Below are 22,250 nucleotides of genomic sequence, written 5' to 3' on the forward strand. Positions count from 1 at the left end.
TATTTATCCAACAGGGAGTGCCGGCCGCATGCAGAAGTCATTTGCCGTCACATCCGCTGGATGCACGACCCAATTGACGAACTTCAACAAAGCATCTTCCACAGCCTCTTCCACGGACACCCCGGCACCGCATAGCCAGAGCGTCCTGCCATCTTCCTCGATCAAGCCGAGGCTGCCTTCGACTTCTTTGTAGCCGGGCCAAACTTCAGGCGCAGCCCACAATTGGAAGACACGAAACTCAGCAGGGAAAACATCGCTCAACGTGACCTCAATCCCGTCACCACAACGGACGACACTGACCAGGTAGGGATGCGAGATTTGGATTTGGTCTACAAACGACACGTTAATACTCGGTTGGTCAGCGAATCGCCCGGCGTATGTTTCATCCTGTCATTTCTGCAGACGCAGCCGCGTTATTAGCAACGATCCAGCTGGTGCTTCTGCCGCAAACATCGACGCTGCCAGCAACCCTTCACTTTGCACGAGAATGCTTGGTTTTCATGCGCGGCTCAAGCATACAAAAAAAGCGCCGCAGGGGCGCGCTTGCTGACTGAAAAGCAATTCCCGCTAGGAACGGGGTCAGGTTGGACCATCCCCGATTTCTCGGACCGTTTAATTAAGGAACATCCGTCCTTTCAAACTCGACCGGCGAGCGATAGCCCAAAGCACTGTGCAGGCGCTGGCGGTTGTAGAACACCTCGATGTATGTGAATAGCTTTGCGCGTGCCTCGTCGAGGCTTACAAACTGCTCGTGGTGCGTCAGCTCCTGCTTGAGCGAACTGAAGAAGCTTTCCATCACTGCGTTGTCGTACGGCATGCCTTTGCGGCTCATGCTTGCCACCAAGCCCGCCGCCTGCAACTGCCGCTGATACGCGCCGCTGGTGTCTGCGAGCCCTGATCGCTGTGATGGATGGTGCCCTTTGATGGTCGACGGCGTTGTAGTGCCATCTCCAACGCCGCACTGGCCAGGGCTTGGTCGGCACGAGCGCCCATCGCCCAGCCCGCAAGGTGACGGCTGTGCATGTCCAGTATCGCTGCCAGGTACAGCCAACCGCCGCGGGTGGGCACGAAGGTGATATCGGCAACCCAGACCCGATCACGTCCAGGGCTGACGAAGGGCCATTCCAAGCGGTTCGGCGCCACGATGGTGCGTTGGTAGGTGCTACGCGTGCGCAGATAGCGCTGACGGCGCTTGCTGCGAATGCCGTGCGCTCGACGCAGTCGCTCTACCCGATGCTGGCCACAGGTTTCACCTTGCTGGCGCAGGGCTTGCCACATGCGCAGGGCACCATAGGCTTGATACGTCTGCAGGTGCATGTCTTTGATCCGCTCCAATAGCCGCGCGTTCTCTTGCACACGCGTTCCAGGACGACGTCCGCGCCACGCGTAATAGCCGCTCGGAGATACCCCCAGTGCGTGACAGAGCCGACGCACCCGATATTCGCCTTGCTCACGGATCCAGGCGTACTTCATGGCGGAAACGGGGTCAGGTTGACTTTTTGAAGGCGGAAACGGGGTCAGGTTGACTTTTTGAATGCATTTGGCCCAATTTTCCTTTCAACCTTCTCCTTGCGTGCAAATGACGCAGGCCGGGGACAGACAAAAAGCACCGTGCGGCACCACTGGCTGGAGCTTCCTCCCCTTCGTTTGGGACCCCTATACACCAGATCAGACCACAGCAAACTGGGTCAGGTTGAATTCTAAATGGACCTGATTCTGTTCTTGCGACTTCGTCGAAAGCGCGTGCGTTTCGGCGCGCGATGAGGCGCGGCGATGTTTCGATGAGAAAATTGGCATCGACCATCCATGGTGAGGTGTCTCATGCATCCCGCAGTGTTACCGTCTTTGTCGCCGATGGCGAGAAGAGAAGAGATCGATCTGGAACGCGGTCATGCCGAGATCGAACTCGGCGCCACAGAGCCGCGACATGCCGATGCACGGATAGATGCACAGTTGCAAGGCCTACCACAACAACCGGTGCGCAGAGCGTCGACCAGAACGACGGGGCAACGGATTGCAGGCCACGTTTCGACCGTCGCCGGCATCGGCGCCGCCCTCACTGGTATCGCTTCGATTCCTCCACCCATGGTCGCATTCATGGGCTATATCAGCGAGAAAGATCAACTTGCAAAGTACAGCGGAATTGCCGCCTTGGCCGGTGTTGCCACCACCTGCGCGCTCAGTGCCGTCCAGCGCCTGGCACACGCTTATGCGTATGGAAACAACATCAGTTCCAGGGCCCGCGCAATGGGAATGACAGACGGCTGCATGAACCGCGCGGTCGACATTGTCACGATGCCCGAGGAGCACGATCGCGCCGCGCATCCGATGAACGAGCATGAGACCCAGCTGCTCGCCGACGATCTGCTGCGGTTGGCGACGTGGGAGCCTTCCAGATTGGAGCCGGGCCTGTGGGAGGCGGCCAGCGGCGTTGGCGATGACGCGGACGCGCTGGTCGATCGCCTGCTTGCCTTTAGAAGGTCGGTGACGGCGGCCGCCACAGCGTCGTCCTCCGAATAAGGTACAACTTACGGAAACGGGGCGGAAACGGAGTCAGGTTTACTTTCTGAGTGAACTTGACCCTGTTTCCTTGCCGCCTCCCCCCTGCATGCCAATGACGCAGCCGGGCCAGACAAAAGCCCCCGTGCAGAAGCACCGCCGAGGGCTTGCATCTCAGTCGCGTAGAACCCCTTACATACCCAGATCAGACAGCCCCGGATGATCGTCCGGGCGACGGCCCAGCGGCCAGTGGAACTTGCGGTCGCTTTCCTTGATCGGCATGTCGTTGATGCACGAGAAGCGGCGCTCCATCAGGCCATCGGCGCCGAATTCCCAGTTCTCGTTGCCGTAGGAGCGGAACCAGTTGCCTGAATCGTCGCGCCATTCGTAGGCGTAGCGCACGGCAATACGGTTTTCGGTAAAGGCCCACAGTTCCTTGATCAGGCGGTACTCAAGCTCCTTGTTCCATTTGCGCGCAAGAAACTGCCGCGCTTCTTCCCGACCGTTGATGAACTCGGCACGGTTTCGCCACTGGGTGTCGAGCGAATAGGCAAGCGACACTTTGTCGGCATCGCGGGAATTCCAACCGTCTTCGGCGAGTCGTACCTTTTCAATCGCCGATTCGCGGGTGAAGGGAGGAAGCGGCGGGCGAGCGTGAGCATTGGACATGGCAAAGCCTCCAATCAAAGTGGATACATCGGTGTTTTGAGATTGCGACGGAGCGTCAGGCCGCTAGCCGGTGGCCTGCTTTAGCAACAACTGCGCGATATCCCTTGCGGTGTCTGCGGCGTCTTCGTCACCCATCACGCGCGAGACGGTGATTGCGCCTTCCATGAGAAGCAGCAGCTGGCGCGCCAGTGCGGCCGGCTGCGTAATACCCAGTTGCCCGGTCAGTTCCAGCGTGTAGTCGAGCAACTTCTGTTTGTGATGCTTGGCGATCTTGCGAATTGGATCGTCGGAGTCCCCGACCTCGCCTGCGGTGTTGATGAAGGCACAGCCGCGGTAACCGGCAGACTGGAACCATTCCTTGAGCACCGTGAACATGCGCAAGATGCGCGCCTCGGGGCTGTCGGCCTTGTCGCATTCGCGCCTGAACCATTCGAGCCAACGGACGTCGCGCGCGCTCAGTGCCGCGGCGGCCACCTCGTCCTTGTTGTCGAAGTGGCGGTAGATGCTTTTCCGCGCCACGCCTGAGGTCTTCACCAGCAGGTCCATGCCGGTGGCATGGATGCCGTGCTGATAGATCAGCGCCTCAGCCGTTGCCAGGATCTTCTGTTGGGTGTCGTTGGTTGGCTTGTCCACGGCGCCAAGGTAGAACGATCGTTCTCCCTTGTCAACGCTCGCGCGTGCGTGGGTTCCGAGCCCTCATCACCCGACACGAACGATCGGGCAATCCGGACGTCATCGTGTCAGCCGCCTCATGCAGCCGACGCCGCCCTTGGCGCTGCAATGCCGTCGACGAACAGCCCGATCAGATGCGCGATGCGCGTCTTCGGCGCGCCATGCTGTTCGGTGGCCAGCGAGGTGGCGATGGCGACGACGACGAGATCGTCGAAGCAGACATCGCAGCGGACGACGCCGCTGTTCTGCGCGCTACGCAAACGTTGCTGCCCTTCCTTGCTGACGGCCTCGCACCCTGGCGTGCCGCTCTGCAGCACGGCGCCGAGCGACGCAGCCAGGCCACGATAGACACTGGTGTGCAGTGCCAGATCCTCCAGATACGCGCGCAGCGCGGTCAGCGCGTCGAGCGAACTGGCGCGCGCGTGACTAGCGTTCGCCAGCGACAGGAAGCGCCCGCTATAGGCCGCGGCAAACAATGACTCGCGTGTGGGGAAGCGCCGATACAGCGTGCCGATGCCCACACCGGCGCGCTTGGCGACGTCTTCCATCGACGCCTCGGCGCCGCGCTCCAGGAATACCTCCTCGGCCGCGGCAAGCAGGCGCTCGCGGTTTCGCTGGGCATCGGCGCGCAAGGGAGTGTCGGCGGTCAACGGGCTCTTCCGGCGTGACTTGTGGAAGTGGAGGCTACCTCCATATACTAAGTGGAGCAATCCTCCACTTACTGGGAAACACCATGGGCAAGCGATTCGAAGGCAAGGTGGTCGTGGTCACCGGCGGTACGGACGGCATCGGGCTGGTGACAGCGCAGGCGTTTTCGGCCGAAGGCGCGCAGGTCTACGTCACGGGGCGGCGGCAGGACCGGTTGGACGCTGCGGTGGCGGAGATCGGCGGCGGCGCGGTGGGCGTGCAGGGCGATGTCGGCGTGCCCGAGGACATGGACCGGCTCTATGCGCGCATCCAGCAGGAGCACGGCCGGCTGGATGTCGTCTTTGCCAACGCGGGGGTTTCCGAGTCGGCCGCGCTTGGCGAGATCGACGTTGCGCACCTGGAACGCCTGCTGGCGACCAACATCAAGGGCACGGTCTTCACCGTGCAGAAGGCGCTGCCGCTGATGGCCAGCGGCGGCGCCGTGATCCTGGCCGGCTCTGTGGCTGGCAGCAAGGGCATTGGCGCGCTCTCGGTCTACAGCGCCACGAAGGCGGCCATCCGCTCGTTCGCGCGCACCTGGACGAGCGACCTGAAAAGCCGCGGCATCCGCGTGAATGTGGTGTCGCCCGGCATGGTCCACACACCGGCCATGCAGACCTACCTGGAAGCCAATGCAGGGGCCGAGGACGCGTTCAAGCAGATGATTCCGTTCGGGCGTCTGGGCGACGCCGAGGAGATCGCCGAGGCGGTACTGTTCCTGGCCTCGGACGCGTCCAGCTTCATCGCGGGGCACGAGTTGTTTATCGATGGCGGAGTCATGGCGATTTAGGCCGCTGCCAGAGCGCTGCGATCAGCCAGGGTGACCGCGCGCTCGATCGCCCGCAGGTGGCGGTTGTCGCCATGTTTGCTGGAAACGCGGCCGGGGTTACTTTTTCGGTGGCCTTGTCCAATGGTTGCCGCCGATCAGGGGGTACTCCGGCATCCCGTCGCCACGCCATGTCGCCTTGCGCACTGGCCGTGCGTCGCGACACCGAGAGCCGATCGATCTGCTCCAGCGTGGCGCCGAACCTGCAGCGCGCTATTGGGTGAAGCCTGAGCGCAGTTTTTCCGGTTTGCTGCCTGTGTCATGTCGAGCACTCCATCCGCCCAGCGAACGGTCGTCATAAGCGCCTGGAATGCATGCCAACGATCGATCACGACGCCGAACGCGCTACCGTGCAGTGCTGAGCCACGCACACGATTGCGGTGATTGTGCCGCCTGCGCCCGCAGACCCCGCGTCGCTCACAGTGCCGCCAAGGCGTTGCATGAGCGCCACCATCGGGGCCAGGTTGTCGCCCCCGTTGTTGGTCCAGGTACCCGAAAGTTCGCTGGCTTGCTTCGGAATCGATTGGCCCGCTGCGGCTCTTTCGCTACCGGGTTCGGATTTTCCGTTGGCCTGATTCACATCGACGATCACGCCGACATATGAGCCGTCCTTGAAGACAACTCTGAAAAGCAAGTTTGCCCGATGCGGGTTGGCCAGCGACGCCGTGGTCCCGGAGCCTGTGACCTGTTGTATCAGCAAGCTGCTGCCCGTGGCAGATTCAACCATGGCCCTGAGATTTGCATCGATCACGTAATCGTATGCGCTTTTCTCGCGTGCATGAGAATTCAATCCCAGCATCTCGATCGGGATATTGTAAATAGGTCGAATGGTGCCCCCATCGATCACATGAAACGTGTGCGCGTTGGCGAGCTCTTGAGTCGCTCCAGCGGATGGCGTCTGCTGCTGCACGATTGGCGTCGGTGGAGCTTTCACCGCTGCGGGCACTGTGTCGCCGTCTGATCCAACGTACCACTGTTGAACCAGGTTATCTTTTACGTTGTAGACGATGTGGGTGCCAGGTCCCCTGCGCACCGCTTCAGCACGAAAATCGCTGTCTACTCGGCAAGTGTCGCACCGGATTGCAACGGCCTGGGCCCAGGCCGAGACAACGGCACATCCTGTCGCCAGCACAGCGCTCCATATGTGCTTCACGATATCTCCGTAATTTTTTGCGAAGGCAGTTCAACAGCGTATTTGAGGGGGTCTTTTGTCGCAACAGGTTCGCATGTGACGCGTTTTCGCACTTGGCGGAAGGTGCGGGAGCAGAGGCAGAATTGACGTAAGACAAGAGTCGGGTCGACTTCTTCCAACCTCATCAGTGCTCGCATTCGAGGCCTGGGCGAATACGCCTTGACCTCCCATACATCCCCCACCCGCCATCCTCGCTGCAGCCTCAACTGGAGAACGCACGATGATGAAGTGGATGGGCACCGCGCTGGCCGCGGCATTGTTGATGAGCGGTTGCGCCAAGGTGGAAGGCGAGAAGTTCGTTGGGCATTGGGTCAACCTGCAGTCGCAGGACGAGACGATGGACATCGAGCGCAATGGCGAGACCTTCATGGTGCGCAGCACCACACCGAAGTTCTTCAGCCGCCAGCCCAAGACCGAAAGCTACCCGGCGGTGTACAAGGACGGCGCATTGCAGGTCACCAACGATGGCGAGACGGTGAACTTCGCCATCGACGAGAGCAACGGCCATCTTAATACCGGTGGTGAGCAGTACGAGCGCGTACCGGCCAAATAAGAGCAGCTGACAGAACGACTGCGCAACCGCCAGGCGGCCGCGGCCGGCGCTCGGAATCGGCATGTACCACGCATACACTGCGGTTCTGAGCGCGCCGTCCGCGCCCGCCTGACGGCTGCTGCCTACGTTTTGTTAGCCGCTCTAAGGCCACGGCTGTCACCGGCGCCCGCGTGCAGCCCTTGACGATCGCACGCGGGCGTTCGGCATCTGGGCACGTGTGTGCGTCCGTCGATGCGGATGCATGCGCCGAAGCGAGCTGGAGCAGCGCGCTGTTTTCGAGATGGCTACATGCTGTTGCAGGCGTATAGGATCACGGCCTTGTTCGAGGCCGTGCAATGCGCATCCATTCAAGACACATTCCCCCTTTTCGCTTTGCGCGTGCGTCGGTCTTGGCGGTGGTGCTCGCACTGTTGGCAGGCCAAGGGTTCGCGCAATCCAGTCACGGCCCGACGTACGTTGCCCCGACGCCGACGGTTGCGCCGCCGGTAGACCACGCCTTTGCCGGGGTGATGCGCGTGGACGTGGATGCCACCGACGTAGCGCGCCGCATCTTCGCTGTGCGCCAGCAGATACCGGTAGACGCGAGCGGCGCAATAACGCTGCTGTATCCACGTTGGGAGGCCGCCAGCCACGGGCCGAGCCTGACGGTGACCGATCTTGCCGGCCTGGAGGTCAATGCAGCGGGCCGCCGCCTGGCATGGCGACGCGATGCCTATGAGCCGCATGCCTTCCACGTGCAGGTGCCGGCCGGCGTGCAGCAGCTCGATGTGCGGTTCCAGATGGTGGCCGGCGGCGAGTTGCTGACACGCGACATCGTGTCTGTGCCCTGGCAGCGGTTGGTGCTGTATCCGGCCGGTTGGTATGCGCGGAACATTGCTGTGGCCGCCATGTTGACGCTGCCCGACGGGCTGCGACCGTTCAGTGCCTTGGACGTGGAGCGCGTGCGCGGCACGCACTACGCCTTCAAGACGACATCGCTGGAAACGCTGCTGGATGCGCCGGTGCTCGCCGGCCGATACGCCGCGCAGCTGCCGCTGAGCGGGGCGGTGTCGCTGGATATCGTGGCGCAGCGGCCCGCCGACCTGCAGGTGCCGCCCGCACGTGTGGCCGAACTACGTTCGCTGCTTGCGCAGCTGGGCGTGGTGTTCGGTCCGCCACCGTTTGCACGCTACGCCATCCTGGCGCGGCTGAGCGACGAGGGGTCGGCCGGCGGCACCGAGCATCGTGCGTCCAGCGAGAACGGTTTGGCCTCGTCGCATTTCCAGGACTGGCCGGGCCAGATCCTCTCGCGCGACCTGATTGCGCACGAAATCGTGCATGCCTGGAACGGCTTTTACCGGACGCCTGCCGATTTATGGGCACCGACGCCGAACGTGCCGGTCTCCGGAAGCCTGTTGTGGATGTACGAGGGACAGACCGAGTTCTGGGGCCGCGTGCTGGCGACACGGGCCGGCCAGTTCACGCCCGATGAGGTGCGCGACCGCCTGGCGCTGGAAGCAGCGGAGATCGCAACGCGGCCCGGGCGGGCATGGCGCTCCTTATCCGACGACGTGCACTACCCGGCTTTCATGTTGCGCCAGCCGGTGGCGTGGCGCGACTGGCAGCGCCGACGCGATTACTACTCCGAAGGCGTGATGCTGTGGCTGGCCGTGGATGCCGAACTGCGCACGCGCAGCGGCGGCAAGCGCAGCATCGACGATTTCGCGCAGCGCTTCTTCGCCGGCGCCACGCCGGACGCGCCCACGCGGACCTATACGTTCGAGGACATCTGCGCCACGTTGCATGCGGTGGCGCCAGCGAACTGGGCAGGTTTCCTGCGCGGGTGGATCGATGCCCACGACGAACTGGACACCACGCGCGGACTGGCCCAACACGGTTGGGCGCTGGTCTACACCGACACGCCGACGGCCGCGTTGCGTGCCAGCGAAGCGGAAACTGGCGTTGCCGATCTCACCTACTCGATCGGATTGACGGTACGCGCCGACGGCATGGTGCGCACGGTGGCCTGGAACGGCCCCGCGTTCGCGGCCGGGCTGCGGCCGGGCACGCGCGTGTTGACCGTCAATGGATCGCCGTTCGAGCAGGACGCGTTGCGCGATGCGGTGCGCGACTGCATTCGCCGCCCCATCGTGTTGGGCATCGCACAGGACGAGCAGCGTGCAGACGTGCAGATCCAGTACACCGGACCACTGCGCTATCCACGGCTGGAGCGGCTGGCCGGGCGGCCCGACACCCTGGCCAAGCTGCTTGCGCCACGCTGAGGCGATGGGCGCCGGCTGCCGCCACCGGTTGTCGCGTCTTCCCCTGCGCCAGACCCTCTGCCCTTCCATGGCGCACAAGCCTTACAGTGCGCTGGCACGCCGGGTCCGGCGCTGCCCGACCGTTCAATCCAGCAACCACGAGGGTGTCATGAGCAAGGGGATGGACCAGAAGAAGAACCAGAAGAAAGAGCCGACCAAGACGCTGAAAGAAAAGCGCGCGGCCAAGCAGGAAAAGAGGGGCAAGTAAGCCGCCCGGCCTGTTGGCAGGCGGACGAACTGGAGGGGAAGCCCAACCTCGCGCTTCGCGGATGACGCCCGACGGCGCCACTCCGCGAAAGCTGCGGAGCGCTCAGCGCCCGCGTTGCCCCTCGTCCTGCTGGGCGAGCGCGGCCTTGGCCAGCGCCGACAGCAACAGCCTGGCTTTTTCCGGACGCACAACCTCGGCGTGGCCCACGTGCTCCACCGGGCTGGCTCCCTCGCGGTGCATGGGGGTTGGCTGAAACAGCAGGCGCGCGGCGCCGGGCAGCGCTGCCAGCAGGGTCAGCGGATCGTAGAGATTGAGCTTGGTCACCTGCGGCCAGATGGCGTCGAAGCTCAGGGCGCCTTGCTGATCCGCTGCCGCTGGATCCTGCGGTTGTGCTGTGACGAACGTACGGAAGAACCACGCCGTATCCAGGCCGGGGATCAGGTTGGCCTGGATGCCTTCCCACAGGCCTTTCAAGGCGTTTTTTCTGCACATCGCGCAGATACTCGCCCACGGGGTGGCCATTGCGCGCGATGCCTTCGTAGAACGCCGGCGGTACGGCGGCCCTGTAGGCAGCTTCCTTGCTCAGGATGCGCAGCGGAATGCCGAGTTGCTGCGCGCGGCGGTAGAGCGCACGGGCGGCGTGGATGTCGGTGGCGTTGTTGTAGGCGCGCGTGTCCGGTTGCACGAGACCATCGGCGTCCCTGGCCGGGTCGATGCCCCCCATGATGGTGATGGACGCGACCTTTTCCCGCACCAGATCGCCCGCCTCCGCAAGCAAGGCGCTGGCGTCGGTCATTCCGGCGATGACCACCATGCCGAGCTTGTGGGGCGAGGTCGCCAGGCGCTCGCGCATCGCGCGGACGCCATCGGTGTGCACCGCGTCCGGCGCCGCACGCAGCGCGGCTCCCTCGGCGAGGAACTTGGAATGCTCCCGGGCCTGCGTGGACGTCATGGGATAGTCCTGACCGCGCGCGACGCGAACCTCCGGCAATGCCAGGCGATCGAAGACACCTTTGGCCAGCTGCGCGCGTTGCGATCGCATGTCGGCATCGCCCAGGGTGACGACGACGTCGGTCAGACGCAAAAAGCCTTCGGCCTGCAGCTGCTTGGCGATGGTGTAGGTCACGACATCGTCGGGGTCCTTGTTCGGGTCGGTGAACAGCAGCGTGTCGAGCGGCAACGGCGGCCGGTGCAGACGCAACTCCCGCAGCACGGCCGCCTCGGTGGGCGTCAGCACGGACGTGTCGGCCACACCGAGCTCGGCCAGCATGCTGCGTTGGGCGGGCGTCAATCGCGCGGGCAAGCTCTGCGTGCGGCGGTGCCGTGGTCCGTCCGGGCGGGGAGGACGGCCAACGATGGTCTGCAAGGCGCCCGGCGGCGGCGCGGCCGCGTCTGCGGCGGAATGTGCGGGCACGGCGACGGGTGCAGGATCGCGTAGGTCAGCCGTCATGTCTGCGCCGGGCAAGCCGACGGTGGAACGGATTGCGGTGGGCTGCATGGGAGGACCTCTGGCAGTGAACGGCGGTGCTGGCAGCCCCGTCGGCAACACGACAGAATCGGTGCTCTCGCTCATGCATGCGCAAGGCTGCACGAAACTGTCGCGTGTTCGCGCTCACGCGTGCGACCGTGGGCCGCGGCAATGGCGTGCGGCGCGATCCAGCGGACGGCCAGGCTCGCAACGTTACCCACCTCCAGCGCAGCGCCAGGGCGGCGTGGTGAATTCCTGTGTGCGGCGACGAAGCGTCACCGGCCGGCACGCCGCCGCATCAGCCCAACCCGACGCCGGTGTTGGCGAGCAGCGCATGCGCTATGCCGACTTAGCAGCATGTGCTGGAAGCCGCCCGGATCATGCCGCCAGCCGCTTGATCCGCGCCGGCAAGTCGCCCAGCGCGCGATGCGCCTGCTCCAGTTCGTCGTCGGCCTGCAGGCCAAGCCAGACGCGCTCGGAGGTTCCCAACGCGGCGGCCAGACGCACGGCAGTGTCGGCAGTGATGCCGCGCTTGCCCAGCACGATTTCGTTGATACGGCGCGGCGGGACGCCGGTGGCGCGTGCCAGTGCGTTCTGACTGATGCCCAGAGGCTCGAGAAACTCCTCAAGCAGAATTTCGCCAGGGTGGATATTGGGTAGGACCGTCATCGACAGATGCCTCCTGCTCAGTGGTAATCGACGATTTCGACCTGGACCACATCGCCTTCCATCCATCGGAAGCAGATGCGCCATTGATCGTTGATCCGGATGCTGTACTGGCCGGGCCGCTCGCCCTTCGACGCTTCCAGCCGGTTGGCGGGCGGAATCCGCAGATTGTCGAGATGCGCGGCGGCATTGAGCATGCGCAACGTGCGGCGCGCGACCAATTGGATGTCGGCAGGCAACCGGCGGGAACGCTCACCCAGCCCAGATCTTTTCGGCTTCCTTGTCGGTAAAGCGCCTGATCATGTGACCAATGTGCAGTCGGCCATTGCGGGACAGCGCCGGCACCGACTGGATTGATCAGAACAGCGCACCTTGCACAGGTGCACTAGGCGGTGGTTGTGGAAGTGGCGCTGGAGTGGGTGCTGGAACCGGCGGTGGCTTGTCGTCTTTTGCACCCAACCGCCACGCCAAGCCCGAGATCCGCGCGGCGTGGCGTGCCAGTGCGGCGCGCATGACCGCTTCGCTGGCGGCCAGGTGCAGGGCGCGGCGGGCGCGGGTGATGCCGGTGTAGAGCAGTTCGCGGCTGAGTACGCGGGCGTCGCGGGTGGGCAGTTGCAGCCAGACCTCGTCGAATTCGCTGCCCTGGGCCTTGTGCACGGTCATGGCGAAGGCGCTTTCGTGCGCGGGCAGTGCGGCGGGGTGGAAGCCGCGCACCTGGCCGTCGCCGTCGCCTTCGAACCAGGCGACCAAGGGGCCTTGGGCACGGCGGTCGGTGGCGGGGGCGTCATGGCGTGCGCTGTCGCCAGCGTGGCCCGGCCTTGACGACGGTGCCGCGTGGCCGCGCGCGGTCACGGCACTTGCGTCGCCCTGCCCGGGGGAAGGGCCCGCGTCGCTGCGCAGGCAGATACCGACATCGCCATTGAACAGGCCGTGGCGATAGCTGTTTTCGGTGATCAGCAGCAGGCGGCCCTGGAACCAGGGCGAGGCGCCGCCCAGACGGCGGGCGCCGGAGCCGGTGTCGGCGAGCAGTTGTTCGATGCGGGCGTTGAGGCCGCGTGCGCCTTGCGGGCCGGCACGCACCGCGGTGAGCAGGCGCAGGCGGCCGGCATCGCGCAGGGCGGCGGCGGGGTCCTGGGCGTTGGCCAGCGCGCGCCAGTGCGCGAGCAGCGCGTCGCGGCCGAGTGCCAGCGGATCTTCGCCGTCTTCGTGGAAGTGCACGCCGGGCAGTTCGCCGCTGCGCAGCAGGGCCAGGGCGGTGTCGGCATCGCCGGCGCGGATGGCGTCGGCCAGTGGCGCCAGTGCGAAATCCTGCGCCTGGCGATAGCCGCGCAGCAGGTGCACGCGGTGGCCGTCCAGGCCGCCGCTGCGGGTGGCGGAGGTGACCGCAGGCGGACGCTCGACGGGCGCGCTGCCGAGCAGCGATTGCAGTGCCTGGGCGTCTTCGGGCTGCAGGGCATCGCCCGGGCCGGCGGCCTGCAGGATGGCGGCCAGCACGTCGCCGGCTTCCACCGAAGGCAGCTGGTCGGCATCGCCAAGCAGGATCAGCTGGGTGCCATCGGCGACGGCGTCGACCAGTTTGCACATCAGCGGCAGGTCGACCATGGAGGCTTCGTCGACGACGATCAGGTCGAACGGCAGCGGGTTGTCGGCGTTGTGGTGGAAGTGCGGGGAATCCGGGATGACGCCGAGCAGACGATGCAGGGTACTGGCGCCGCTGGGCAGCAGCGCTTCCCAGCTGGGCGGCCCGCCCTGCTCTGAGGCGGCATGCGTCTGCAGTTCCAATCCGGCGCCGGTGGACGCGGGCGCGGCGGCATTGGTCGGATGCGTGGACGTGATGAGGCCGGCGCTTCCCGATGGTGCGGGGAGCGAGCCGGCGGCCGGGAGCTGGATGCCGTCGGCGATGGCACGCGCGATGGCGGCGCGCAGGCTTTCGGCCATGCGCTCGGCGGCGCGGCCGGTGGGCGCGGCCAGGGCGATGCGTGGGGCCGGCGTGCTGGATGCCCGTGCCTGGGCGATGCGCAGCAACAGCAGGCGGGCGATGGTGGTGGTCTTGCCGGTGCCCGGGCCGCCGGTGACCAGCAGTAACGCGCGGCGTAGCGCGAGTGCGGCGGCCTGGGCCTGGCGGTCCGGGGGGTGGGATGGCGTGGGGGGGGTTGTTCCCTCTTGGTAGTGGATTGGCGCGGGCAGGCCCGTACCCTCACCCGCCCGTCGGGCACCCTCTCCCGGGGGAAGCGGGGTTGGCTCCGCGGTACGAGGGGTTGGGATCGCGTTCGGGAACAACTGCGCGAACAGCGGCGCCAGCGTGGCGGCGTCGACCGGCGGCAGCGGTTGCGCGGCGATGCGTTGCAGGCCCAGGGCCAGGCGGCGTTCGTACTCGCGGTAGCGGCGCAGGTAGAGCAGGCCGCGTTCGAGGACGAGCGGGCAATCGGCGGCGGCCGGGGCGTCGGGCTGCGGTTGGTCGACCCAGCGCGAGGCAGCCAGGCTGCGTTGCCAGTCGGCGGGGTCCGGGAAGGTGGGCGCCGGGCCATCGCGCGCGTCCAGCAACATGGCGGCGCGGGCGGGGTCCAGGCCGGCGTGGCCGCTGGTGACCGCCAGCGAGGCGAGCGCGGCGCCGGCCAGCACCCGTGGGTCGGTGTCCGGCTCCAGGCGTTGCAGGCTTTGCGCGAAGGCCAGATCCAGGGTGCGCAGGGCGCCGCTCTGGTTGAGGGCAGCGAGCAGGTTTGGATGGGTCATGGCGTCGGCATTCCCTTGGCGCACGCGCGCTCGCGCCCCGTCATGCTCCGCGCACCTGTGCTGGCGTGCGTGGCGCTGGCTTGCTTTGCGGGCGCGCAGCGGCATTGGCGCCCGTGGCTCGCGGGTGGTGCCTGCTCGGCGCGATCACGGAGAGGCTTGGACGCGGTGCGGGTCGGCCATGCGAGTGGCGTGGTGCGCTGCTTCATGGTGTGGGGGTCCCTGCTGCGGACGTACCCTCGCCCCAACCCCTCTCCCGGGGGGAGAAGGGCTCGAGGCCGTTGCGGGACCCTTGCGCTGGCGCGTCATTGGACAGCGCATCTGCGGGCTTGCCGGCGAACAAGGCGTCCACGGCCAGCACCAGCGCCGGTTCGAAGCGCCAGGCGTGGATGCCCGGTGCCGGATCGCCAAGCGGCGCGCGCGCATCGCCGGTGGTGGTGGCGCCGGCGTTCGGAGCGGAATCGGGTCTGTCGCCCGTGGAATCGCGCGCGGTTGCGAACATGCGCTGGCCCGCGATGGAATGGCCAGGGGTTTCGGCAACGGCTTCCGACCCGGCAGCCTCCGCAGGGCGCCCGGCATCCAGGCCGCGACAGAACAGATAGCGCACGCCGCCGAAGTCGCGGGCGTAGTCGTAGGCCTCGCCCAGGCGAAAGCGCAACCAGCGGTGCAGCGCCACGGTGTAGATCAGCGCCTGCAGTTCGTACTCGCTGTGCGCCATGGCCCGCGCCAGGGCGTCGGCATCGTAGCTGGGCAGGCGGTTGGATTTGTAGTCCAGCACATACCAGCGCCCGTCCACGCTGTAGGTGAGGTCGATCAGGCCGGTCATCAGGCCTTCCAGGCGCTGGCGCGCGCCGAAGGCCTGGCGGTCGCCGACCACGCCAAACCGATGCAGCAGGGCCAGCAACGCATCGACGCGAGTGGGCCGCATGGCGAAATGGAATTCCATTTCGTTGCGGCGCTGCGGTTCGGGCACGTCGGCCAGGCGGGTGCCTTCGGGCAAGGCCACGGTGAGCGTGTGGCCGATCAGCGCGGTGAGCATGCGCAGGCCGTCGTCGAGGTCGTCCTGGGCGTAACCGCCGCGTTGCAGGGCCTGGAGGATGGGTGCGGCCTGGCCGTCGGGGGCGGGTTGTCCCGGCCGCCAGGCCTGCCAGGCGGCGAAGTCGCAACGTTCGAACACATCGTGCATCACCACGCCGAAGCGGTTGCCGGCAAAGCGCGGATCGAACGGTTCGGCGTCGCTGGCAACGGCCACGGCAACCGCTTCGCTGCCGGACGGTTCATCGCTGCCGCCGCTGCCGACGACGGTGGCGCTGGCCATCGGGTCGGTGGCCGCGCCGGCATCGGCGTTGGCCAGTTGGGTGAAGCTATACACCCACCATTCCGGGGCGATGTGCCGTTGCACGCTGCGCGCGGGCGGCACCTGCGCCTCGCTCGGCGCCGGCAGCCGCGGCAAGTGGGCCGGCGGCGTGCTGGTGTCCACCACCACGGTGCCCTCGCCTGCCGCGCCCTGCAGCGCATCGAGCGCACGCAGCATGGCCGACAACGCAGTGCGTTCGTGCTGATGGAACGGGCCGCTGGCGATCCACAGCGCGTGCTCGGCGCGGGTCAGGCCGACATACAGCAGGCGCGCGTCTTCGGCACGTTGTTCCTGTTTCCAGGCGGCTTCGGCGGCGCTCCAGCTCGGGTCGTCCTTGTCTGTCTTCCAATGCAGCTGACGGCCGAGCTCCGGCGCATGCACCACGCAATGGCGGCCGGCGCCCTTGTCGCTGCGGCCGATGCCGATATACGGCAGGAACACCAGCGGATATTCCAGGCCCTTGCTCTTGTGCAGGGTGACGATCTGCACGCGGCGCGCGTCCGATTCCAGCCGCAACTGCTGGGCTTCGTCGTTGTCGTCGGCATTGGCGATGCGCCGCGACAGCCAGTCGACCAGGCCATGCGGTCCGAGTGCGCGCGCGTCGGCTTCCTGCAGCAGTTCGGCCAGTTGCAGATAGTTGGTGAGGCGGCGTTCGCCATCGACCAGGGCAAGCAGGCGTTGCCCGTGGGTGGCGCCGAGTTCGCCGATCAGGGCGAGCGGGCCGCCGCGCTGCCAGCGTTCGCGCCAGTCCAGCGCCTGTTGCTGCCAGTGGCGGTGACGCTCGCCGTCGCGTTCAAGTGCGGCGATGGCGATGGCGTCTTCGCCGATCAACACCGTGGCCAAGGCGGCGCGCAGGCGGCTGTCGTCGCCCGGATCGAGCAAGGCCTGCAGCAAGGCGAGCACTTCCAGCGCCTGTTCGGTGGCGAACAGACTTTGCTTGCCGGCGGCCACCGCCGGAATGCCCACCGCGCCGAGCGCCTGCTGGATGCGCGTGGCCTCGCCGTGGCTGCGCACCAGCACGGCGATATCGCCGGCCTGCACCGGGCGGCCGCACACCGTGGCCGTGCCGTCGCGGCCGCCGGCCAACCAGCCGCGGATCGCTGCAACGCAGGCGGCGGTGGCCAGCTCGCGTGCGCGGCCGGCGCTCCAGGGCTTGGGCTTACCTTTCGCAGGCGGCGGCGGTTCCGGCGCGCGCCACAACGTCAGTGCCGGCGCAGTGACGCCATTGCGTTGCAGGTCTTCATCCACGCGCTTGGTCCCTGCCCGCACCGGGTGGAAGGCGATGCCGTCGGTGAGGAAGGCATCGGCGTAGCCGGCCTGTGCGTACAGCGCGTCGATGGCTGCCAGCACGCCGGGGCGCGAGCGGAAGTTGTGGCTCAGCGGCGGCGCCAGTTCGGCGGTGACGGCCGCGGCCAGATAGGTGCGCACATCGCCGCCACGGAAGCCGTAGATGGCCTGCTTGGGGTCGCCGATCAGAAACAGCGCCGGTTCCAGCCCTGCTGCTCGTGCGAGCCGGCCTTCGCCGAACACGTTGGAAAAGATCGACCACTGGCGGTCGTCGGTGTCCTGGAATTCGTCCACCAGCGCGATGGCGTATTGCGTGCGCAGGCGTTTGACCAAGGCGTCGGCCTGCGCGCCCTGCAATGCGTGCGCCACCCCATCGACCAGGTCGTCGTAGGTCTGCACGCGGCGTTGCCGCTTGAGCAGCGCCAGCCGTGCGATGGCATCGTCGCGCAGCGCGTGCAGCAATGCGATACGGCGACGGCTGCGCCATTCTTCCGCGCGCGCCAGCGCAGTGAGATAGCCATCGATCTGGTGGCTCATCGGCGAAGACGGCGTGCGATCGACGAACTTCTTGTTGGTGCCGGCAGCCAGTTCCGCCGCGGTCAACTTGAGCAACTTGGCATGCGGCGCGGTGTTGAGCGCAGGCGCAGCGGCGAAGGTTTCGAACCAGTGCCACAGCGATGCCAGCCACTCGGGTTTGTAGCTGACCTTGCTCAGGATGCCGCCCTCGATGGCCGCCATGATGGCGTCGAAGAATGCGGTGCCGTGCGTCTGGAATGCGGCGGCCAGTGCGTTGGCTGCCGCGTGCGCGGCCTGCAGCAAGGCAGGTGCATCGTCGGTGGTTGTGGCGACTGCCGGCAACAGCGTCGGGTGCCGCACCAGCGCGCGCAGATCGCTGGCCAAGGCCTCGGGGCCGCCCGACCACAGGGCGATGAGATCTTCAGCCATCACCGCATCGGCGGCGCGCTGCCGCCACAGATCGGCCGCCACTTCGCCAAGCAATTGGCGATCGTTGGCGAGCAGTTCCGGCGCGGCGAACGCCTGGCCGCTTTCCAGTGCGTGTTCGCGCAGCGCGCGCGCGCAAAAGCCGTGGATGGTGAACACCGCGGCCAGATCGATTTCTTCCACCGCCTGCTGCAGGCGGCGACGCAAGGCGACGGGCGTTTCGCTGCCGCCGCCCAGATGGGTGGCGAGGATGGCACGGGTGAGTAACACGTCGGGCGCTTCATGGAGGAGCGGCCCTGGCTGCGACGGGGCATCGGCGAGGTCGGTCGCGCCCAGGTCCGCTCCTGCAGAAGCCGATGGGGCGTCGGGCGACTGGATTGCGGACGACTCGGTCGCGGCCGAAACCGCTCCTGCGAGAGGCGATGGCGCCTCGGGAACCAGGCTTGCGGCCAGCACCAGGCGTTCGCGAATGCGGCGGCGCAGCTCCTGCGTGGCCGCTTCGGTGAAGGTCACCGCAAGGATCTGACCGATGCGCAAGCCACGCTCGACCACCAGCCGGGTGAACAACGTGGCCAGCGTAAAGGTCTTGCCGGTGCCGGCGCTGGCCTCGATCAGGCGCACGCCGTGCAGCGGCAACTGCAGATACGGGTCGGTGACGGGGCTGACGCTCATTCGCCATCCTCCTGCGCGCCGTGCCAGTGTCGCCAGCTGTCGATCACGCGCTCGGTCTCGAGCGGCGCGCCGGTGTTTCCCTGTTCGAGCAATGCATACACCCGATGGCTGGTGGCGGCGAACTCGGCGAAGCGTTGCGCGTCGGCAAACGGGTCGCGGCCGCGGGTGACCAGGCGCAGCTCCGGGCTGTGCGATTCGCTCCAGCCGAAGCCCGATTGCCACTGCCCGGCCGCCTCCTTGATGGCCTTGTCCAGGTCGCCGCCGCGTGCGGCCTGGTGATATTTCCAGCTGCTGTACGGCGCGAACGCCAGCGGCACCTGCAAGCCCTGGCGATACAGCTGCAGCAGCTCGGCCAACGCGGTGCGCGCCTGTGTCTGCGACAGCGGCTGCGCGTCGATGGGATGCGGGCCCAGGCCGTCGTCGTGTTCGAAGAAACGCACGTACGGCGCGTGCTCACCGGCGGCGCGCAGCAGCAGCCATTCCAGGCCGTGGCGAATGGCGCTGCGGCCGCTGAGCGCGCCGACCTGCACGCGCCCCACGCCGCTTGCGTACCAGCCCGGCACACGACCGTGCAATTCGATCTCGTCAATCTGCACCTGCAGGCGGCGCGACTGGGCCGGGGATTCGCCACGCCACTGCCGGAACGCATCGGCATACGGGCGCAATTGCGCCACGCGCTCGTCGAGCTGGCGCCGCCCCAGCGGGCCGGACGGCAGCAGCGCGCGGGCACGCAGACGCGCGTACAGGTGCTCGGTGTCGCCGGCCAATGCAGCGTCGAATATCTGCTGCTGCAACCCGTATTGATCCAACCCGCGCGTGGGGGCGAGCAACGGTTCCAGATCGGCGTCCTCTCCGGCCGGATCGGGCAGGCGCATGCCCAATCGATGACGCAGGAACTGCCCGGCCGGGTCGGTCAACAGGCGGCGCAGCGCGTCGATGGACATGCTGGCCGGCAAGGCGATCCCTTCGGCCGGCAATGCACCGGCCACCCACGGCGCCAGCGGTTGCCGCTGGCCGACCAGGCTGTCCACCGCCGGCCGCCACTGCCGGCGATAACTGAAACGGCGCGGGTCGGCACCGGCATCGCTCTCGTCGCCCAGCGCGCCGAACGCGGCAGCGGCGAAGGGTTGCAACGGGTGTCGCACCACCAGCGTGTCGAGCGCGTTGCTGGCGGCGTGGTACTGCGCAGCGCTTGCCAGTAATTCGCTGACCAGCACCGACGGCTCGCGCACGCTGCCATCGCGCGCATCGGCGCCGAGATAGCTCAGATAAAACACGTCCTGCGCGGAAGCGAACAACTGCAGGAACAAAAAGCGGTCGTCCTCGCGCGTGGAGCGGTCGCCGTGCCGGCGACGCTCGGTGCCCAGTTCCGCGGTGAGGCGATTGAGCCCGGCGGCCGGGTCGCGCCGCGGGAAGTCGCCATCGTTCATGCCGAGCAGGCAGATCACGCGGAACGGCAGCAAGCGCATCGGCACCATGCGCCCGAAACTGATGCCGCCGGTAAGCAGCGGCGCGCGCGTATCCGATTCGCCCAGCACCGCCGCAAAATGCGCACGCACTACCTCGGCAGGCACCTTGCCGGCGTACTCGGCGCGTATCGCGTCGCGGGCGAATTGGTCGATCAACGCGCGCAAGCGATCCAGCGCGCGTTGCGCGCGCGGCGCAGTCGGCGTGGTCGGAATCAATGCCTCGAGCAGGCCCAGCAGCCGCTCGCGCCACTCGACCGGGGTCATCGCCTCGGCCAGCGCGGCTTGATGCCGTTCGAGCACGCGCAACAACCGCAACAAGGTGTCCAGTGCGGCCAGCGCGCTGCCTTCCAGCTGCGGCCACGGCGCCACCCCATCGATGTCCTCGTCGGCGCCGCTGGCATGGCCGAGCAGCAGCCGGTCCAGCGCGAAACGCCAGGTGTAGGCATCGTCGCCCGGTGCCTGGTGCTGCCGCCGGTGCGCTGCGTCCAGGCCCCAACGCGCGCCGGCCGCGTGCAGCCAGCTGCGCAGGCGTTCCAGCCCGGCTTCGTCCAGCCCGGCCGCTTCGGCAATGGGCGCGCTGGCTAGCAGGTCGAGGATTTCATGCAGCCCGAAACGCGCGATCGGCAAACCGAGCAAGGTGAGGAACACCTCGGCCAGCGGCTCGCTCGCCAACGGGCTGGCATCGGCCAGCGCATAGGGCAGCGCGTCGTCGTTGCCATGGCTGCCGAACACCGCATCCAGATACGGCACGTACGGGTCGATATTGGGCGACAGCACCGCGATCTCGCGCGGCTGCAGGGGCGGGTCGAAGCGTGCATCGTCGAGCAGCGCACGCAGTTGGTCGTGCAACACCTGCAACTCGCGCAGCCGCGTGTGGCAGGCATGCACCTGCAGGCTGGGGTCGTGCAGATTCACCGCCGGCAATACCGCGTGCGCCGCAGGCGCGCGGCGATGGAACAGATCGCTCTGCATGCGCCGCAACAGGCTGTCGCCCAACCCGCCATCGGCCAGCGTGCGGCGGCCGGAATCGAGCGGGTCGGCGTAGGCGGCGATTTCGGCCAGCGGGTGCACCACTTCGTAATCGCCCACCAACGCCATGAAATCGCGCCCGGCTGCGCCCCAGGCCTGCAGCAACGGGTTTTCCTGTACCTGCTCGGCGAACAGTTGCACGGCGCCGTCTTCGCGCCGGCGTTGCCACAAGGTCTGCAGGTCGCCCCAGTAGCCTTGCGTCGGCGTGGGCAGATAGAAGTGCAGCGTGCCCACGCGCGCCTGCGTGGCCAGCACGCGCAGGACGTCCGGCGAGATGTTCAAGATGGCGAATGCGAACACGCGCGGCGGCAGGCCTTGCGGCAACGGGCCGTCGGCACGCGCATGGCGATCCAGATACTGGCCGATGCGCCGGGCGCGGTATTGCCGGCCGGTGGCGATGCTGCGCCACAACCGTGCCTGCGGGTCGTCCGGGTCGGCGCCTGCTTCCCAGCGCAGCAACCAGTCGCGGCGCCATGCCTGGTATTTCTCGAACACGCTGGCCAGCTCGCCGGCCAGCGCCCACGGCTTGAGCGCATCGCCATCGGACAGGTATCCGGCCAGCGGGGCCAGGGCCGCGTCGCTGCCCAGGTCCGACTGCAGGGCCGCATACAACCGCCACTGCGTGGTGGCCATGTCCAGATCGTCGTCGGCCGCGCCGAGGTTGCGCTCCAGCGCGCGCGCGACGAATTCGCCGGGCGTGAGAAATTCCAGATTCGCCGCAACACCGTGCTCGGCCGCAAGCGTGGACTGCAACCAGCGCCGCATCGCCACCTGCGGAATCAGCACCACCTCCGGCTGCAGCAACGGCTGCCCCGGCATCGGCCGGCGCAACTCCTGCGCGAGCAAGGCGGCCAGGGTATCCAGCGCATTGGATGGATAAAGACGGAAATCGGGCGCGGAAGTGGCGTGCATGCGTGGCGCATTGTGCCGGATGCGCGTGTGAGGCGTTGTTGGCCGCCGTGTCGGCGGCCAGGTCGCCGCGCTGGGACGCAAGGCCGCACGGCACCGTGCAACAGCGCTGCGC

General features: G+C 66.9%; 16 protein-coding genes, 1 other RNA gene and 3 pseudogenes. 6 read left to right on the plus strand and 14 right to left on the minus strand.

Annotation, left to right across the window (positions count from 1 at the left end):
• Positions 1-3 precede the first annotated feature (3 nt).
• The 3 genes from HLH45_RS04485 to HLH45_RS04495 form a co-directional block, all read right to left on the minus strand.
• Positions 4-342 (minus strand): hypothetical protein, encoded by a 339-nt coding sequence (locus HLH45_RS04485; RefSeq protein ID WP_008574596.1) that lies wholly within the window; start codon positions 340-342, stop codon positions 4-6.
• A gap of 274 nt (positions 343-616) precedes the next feature.
• Entirely contained in the window at positions 617-832 is a 216-nt protein-coding gene (locus HLH45_RS04490; protein WP_033478871.1) for an integrase core domain-containing protein, read from the minus strand.
• Positions 829-1,473, minus strand: a complete 645-nt coding sequence (locus HLH45_RS04495) for an IS3 family transposase (protein WP_077708913.1) — start codon at positions 1,471-1,473, stop codon at positions 829-831. The genes HLH45_RS04490 and HLH45_RS04495 overlap by 4 nt, the downstream gene beginning before the upstream one ends.
• Before the next feature lie 348 nt (positions 1,474-1,821).
• Here HLH45_RS04495 and xopAV point away from each other — a divergent pair, with 348 nt between their 5' ends.
• Positions 1,822-2,520, plus strand: a complete 699-nt coding sequence (gene xopAV, locus HLH45_RS21725; protein WP_223866240.1) for a type III secretion system effector XopAV — start codon at positions 1,822-1,824, stop codon at positions 2,518-2,520.
• Positions 2,521-2,691: 171 nt separating this feature from the next.
• On the opposite strand, the gene HLH45_RS04505 is transcribed toward xopAV, so the two are convergent.
• The 3 genes from HLH45_RS04505 to HLH45_RS04515 form a co-directional block, all read right to left on the minus strand.
• Positions 2,692-3,168, minus strand: a complete 477-nt coding sequence (locus tag HLH45_RS04505) for a nuclear transport factor 2 family protein (protein WP_008571764.1) — start codon at positions 3,166-3,168, stop codon at positions 2,692-2,694.
• 63 nt (positions 3,169-3,231) lie between these two features.
• A complete protein-coding gene (locus HLH45_RS04510) occupies positions 3,232-3,801 on the minus strand; it encodes a TetR/AcrR family transcriptional regulator (protein WP_008571765.1) in 570 nt (189 codons plus the stop codon).
• Between the two features lie 116 nt (positions 3,802-3,917).
• Positions 3,918-4,490: a TetR/AcrR family transcriptional regulator gene (locus HLH45_RS04515; protein WP_008571766.1), complete on the minus strand. Its 573-nt coding sequence runs from the start codon at positions 4,488-4,490 to the stop codon at positions 3,918-3,920.
• A gap of 83 nt (positions 4,491-4,573) precedes the next feature.
• On the opposite strand from HLH45_RS04515, the gene HLH45_RS04520 reads away from it, so the two are divergent.
• Positions 4,574-5,317, plus strand: a complete 744-nt coding sequence (locus tag HLH45_RS04520) for a glucose 1-dehydrogenase (protein WP_008571767.1) — start codon at positions 4,574-4,576, stop codon at positions 5,315-5,317.
• A 364-nt stretch (positions 5,318-5,681) separates the two neighbouring features.
• Here HLH45_RS04520 and HLH45_RS04525 read toward each other — a convergent pair whose 3' ends face one another.
• A complete protein-coding gene (locus tag HLH45_RS04525) occupies positions 5,682-6,200 on the minus strand; it encodes a hypothetical protein (protein WP_033478552.1) in 519 nt (172 codons plus the stop codon).
• A 565-nt stretch (positions 6,201-6,765) separates the two neighbouring features.
• Here HLH45_RS04525 and HLH45_RS04535 point away from each other — a divergent pair.
• The 4 genes from HLH45_RS04535 (at position 6,766) to HLH45_RS04550 (ending at position 9,606) form a co-directional block, all read left to right on the plus strand.
• Positions 6,766-7,098 carry a hypothetical protein gene (locus HLH45_RS04535; protein ID WP_003482333.1) on the plus strand — a complete coding sequence of 111 codons (333 nt, stop codon included), beginning with the start codon at positions 6,766-6,768 and terminating at the stop codon, positions 7,096-7,098.
• A gap of 61 nt (positions 7,099-7,159) precedes the next feature.
• Positions 7,160-7,236, plus strand: a non-coding RNA gene (locus tag HLH45_RS04540) — sX9 sRNA.
• 197 nt (positions 7,237-7,433) lie between these two features.
• Entirely contained in the window at positions 7,434-9,359 is a 1,926-nt protein-coding gene (locus HLH45_RS04545) for a M61 family metallopeptidase (protein WP_033478553.1), read from the plus strand.
• 67 nt (positions 9,360-9,426) lie between these two features.
• Positions 9,427-9,606, plus strand: coding sequence for a hypothetical protein (locus tag HLH45_RS04550; RefSeq protein WP_003482327.1), 180 nt, complete (start codon positions 9,427-9,429; stop codon positions 9,604-9,606).
• A gap of 102 nt (positions 9,607-9,708) precedes the next feature.
• Here HLH45_RS04550 and xopQ read toward each other — a convergent pair.
• The 7 genes and pseudogenes from xopQ to recC form a co-directional block, all read right to left on the minus strand.
• Positions 9,709-11,104: pseudogene (gene xopQ / locus HLH45_RS04555) on the minus strand (type III secretion system effector XopQ).
• 348 nt (positions 11,105-11,452) lie between these two features.
• The gene (locus tag HLH45_RS04560) at positions 11,453-11,743 is read right to left on the minus strand and encodes a HigA family addiction module antitoxin (protein ID WP_008571772.1); all 291 of its coding nucleotides are present in this window, start codon (positions 11,741-11,743) and stop codon (positions 11,453-11,455) included.
• Positions 11,744-11,760: 17 nt separating this feature from the next.
• Positions 11,761-12,043: pseudogene (locus HLH45_RS04565) on the minus strand (type II toxin-antitoxin system RelE/ParE family toxin).
• Positions 12,044-12,097: 54 nt separating this feature from the next.
• On the minus strand, positions 12,098-12,592 hold the full coding sequence (locus tag HLH45_RS22060) for an ATP-binding domain-containing protein (protein WP_372567750.1): 495 nt from the start codon (positions 12,590-12,592) through the stop codon (positions 12,098-12,100).
• Between the two features lie 23 nt (positions 12,593-12,615).
• Positions 12,616-14,473, minus strand: a pseudogene (locus tag HLH45_RS04570) (AAA family ATPase); the annotation flags it as partial.
• Positions 14,474-14,675: 202 nt separating this feature from the next.
• Positions 14,676-18,728 (minus strand): exodeoxyribonuclease V subunit beta, encoded by a 4,053-nt coding sequence (gene recB, locus HLH45_RS04575; protein WP_046932682.1) that lies wholly within the window; start codon positions 18,726-18,728, stop codon positions 14,676-14,678.
• A complete protein-coding gene (recC, locus tag HLH45_RS04580; protein ID WP_008575260.1) occupies positions 18,725-22,138 on the minus strand; it encodes an exodeoxyribonuclease V subunit gamma in 3,414 nt (1,137 codons plus the stop codon). Before recC ends, recB begins: the two co-directional genes overlap by 4 nt.
• Between the last annotated feature and the right edge of the window lie 112 nt (positions 22,139-22,250).

Origin of the sequence: Xanthomonas euvesicatoria (assembly GCF_013112235.1) — a bacterium.
In the GTDB taxonomy this organism is placed as follows: Bacteria; Pseudomonadota; Gammaproteobacteria; order Xanthomonadales; family Xanthomonadaceae; genus Xanthomonas; species Xanthomonas euvesicatoria.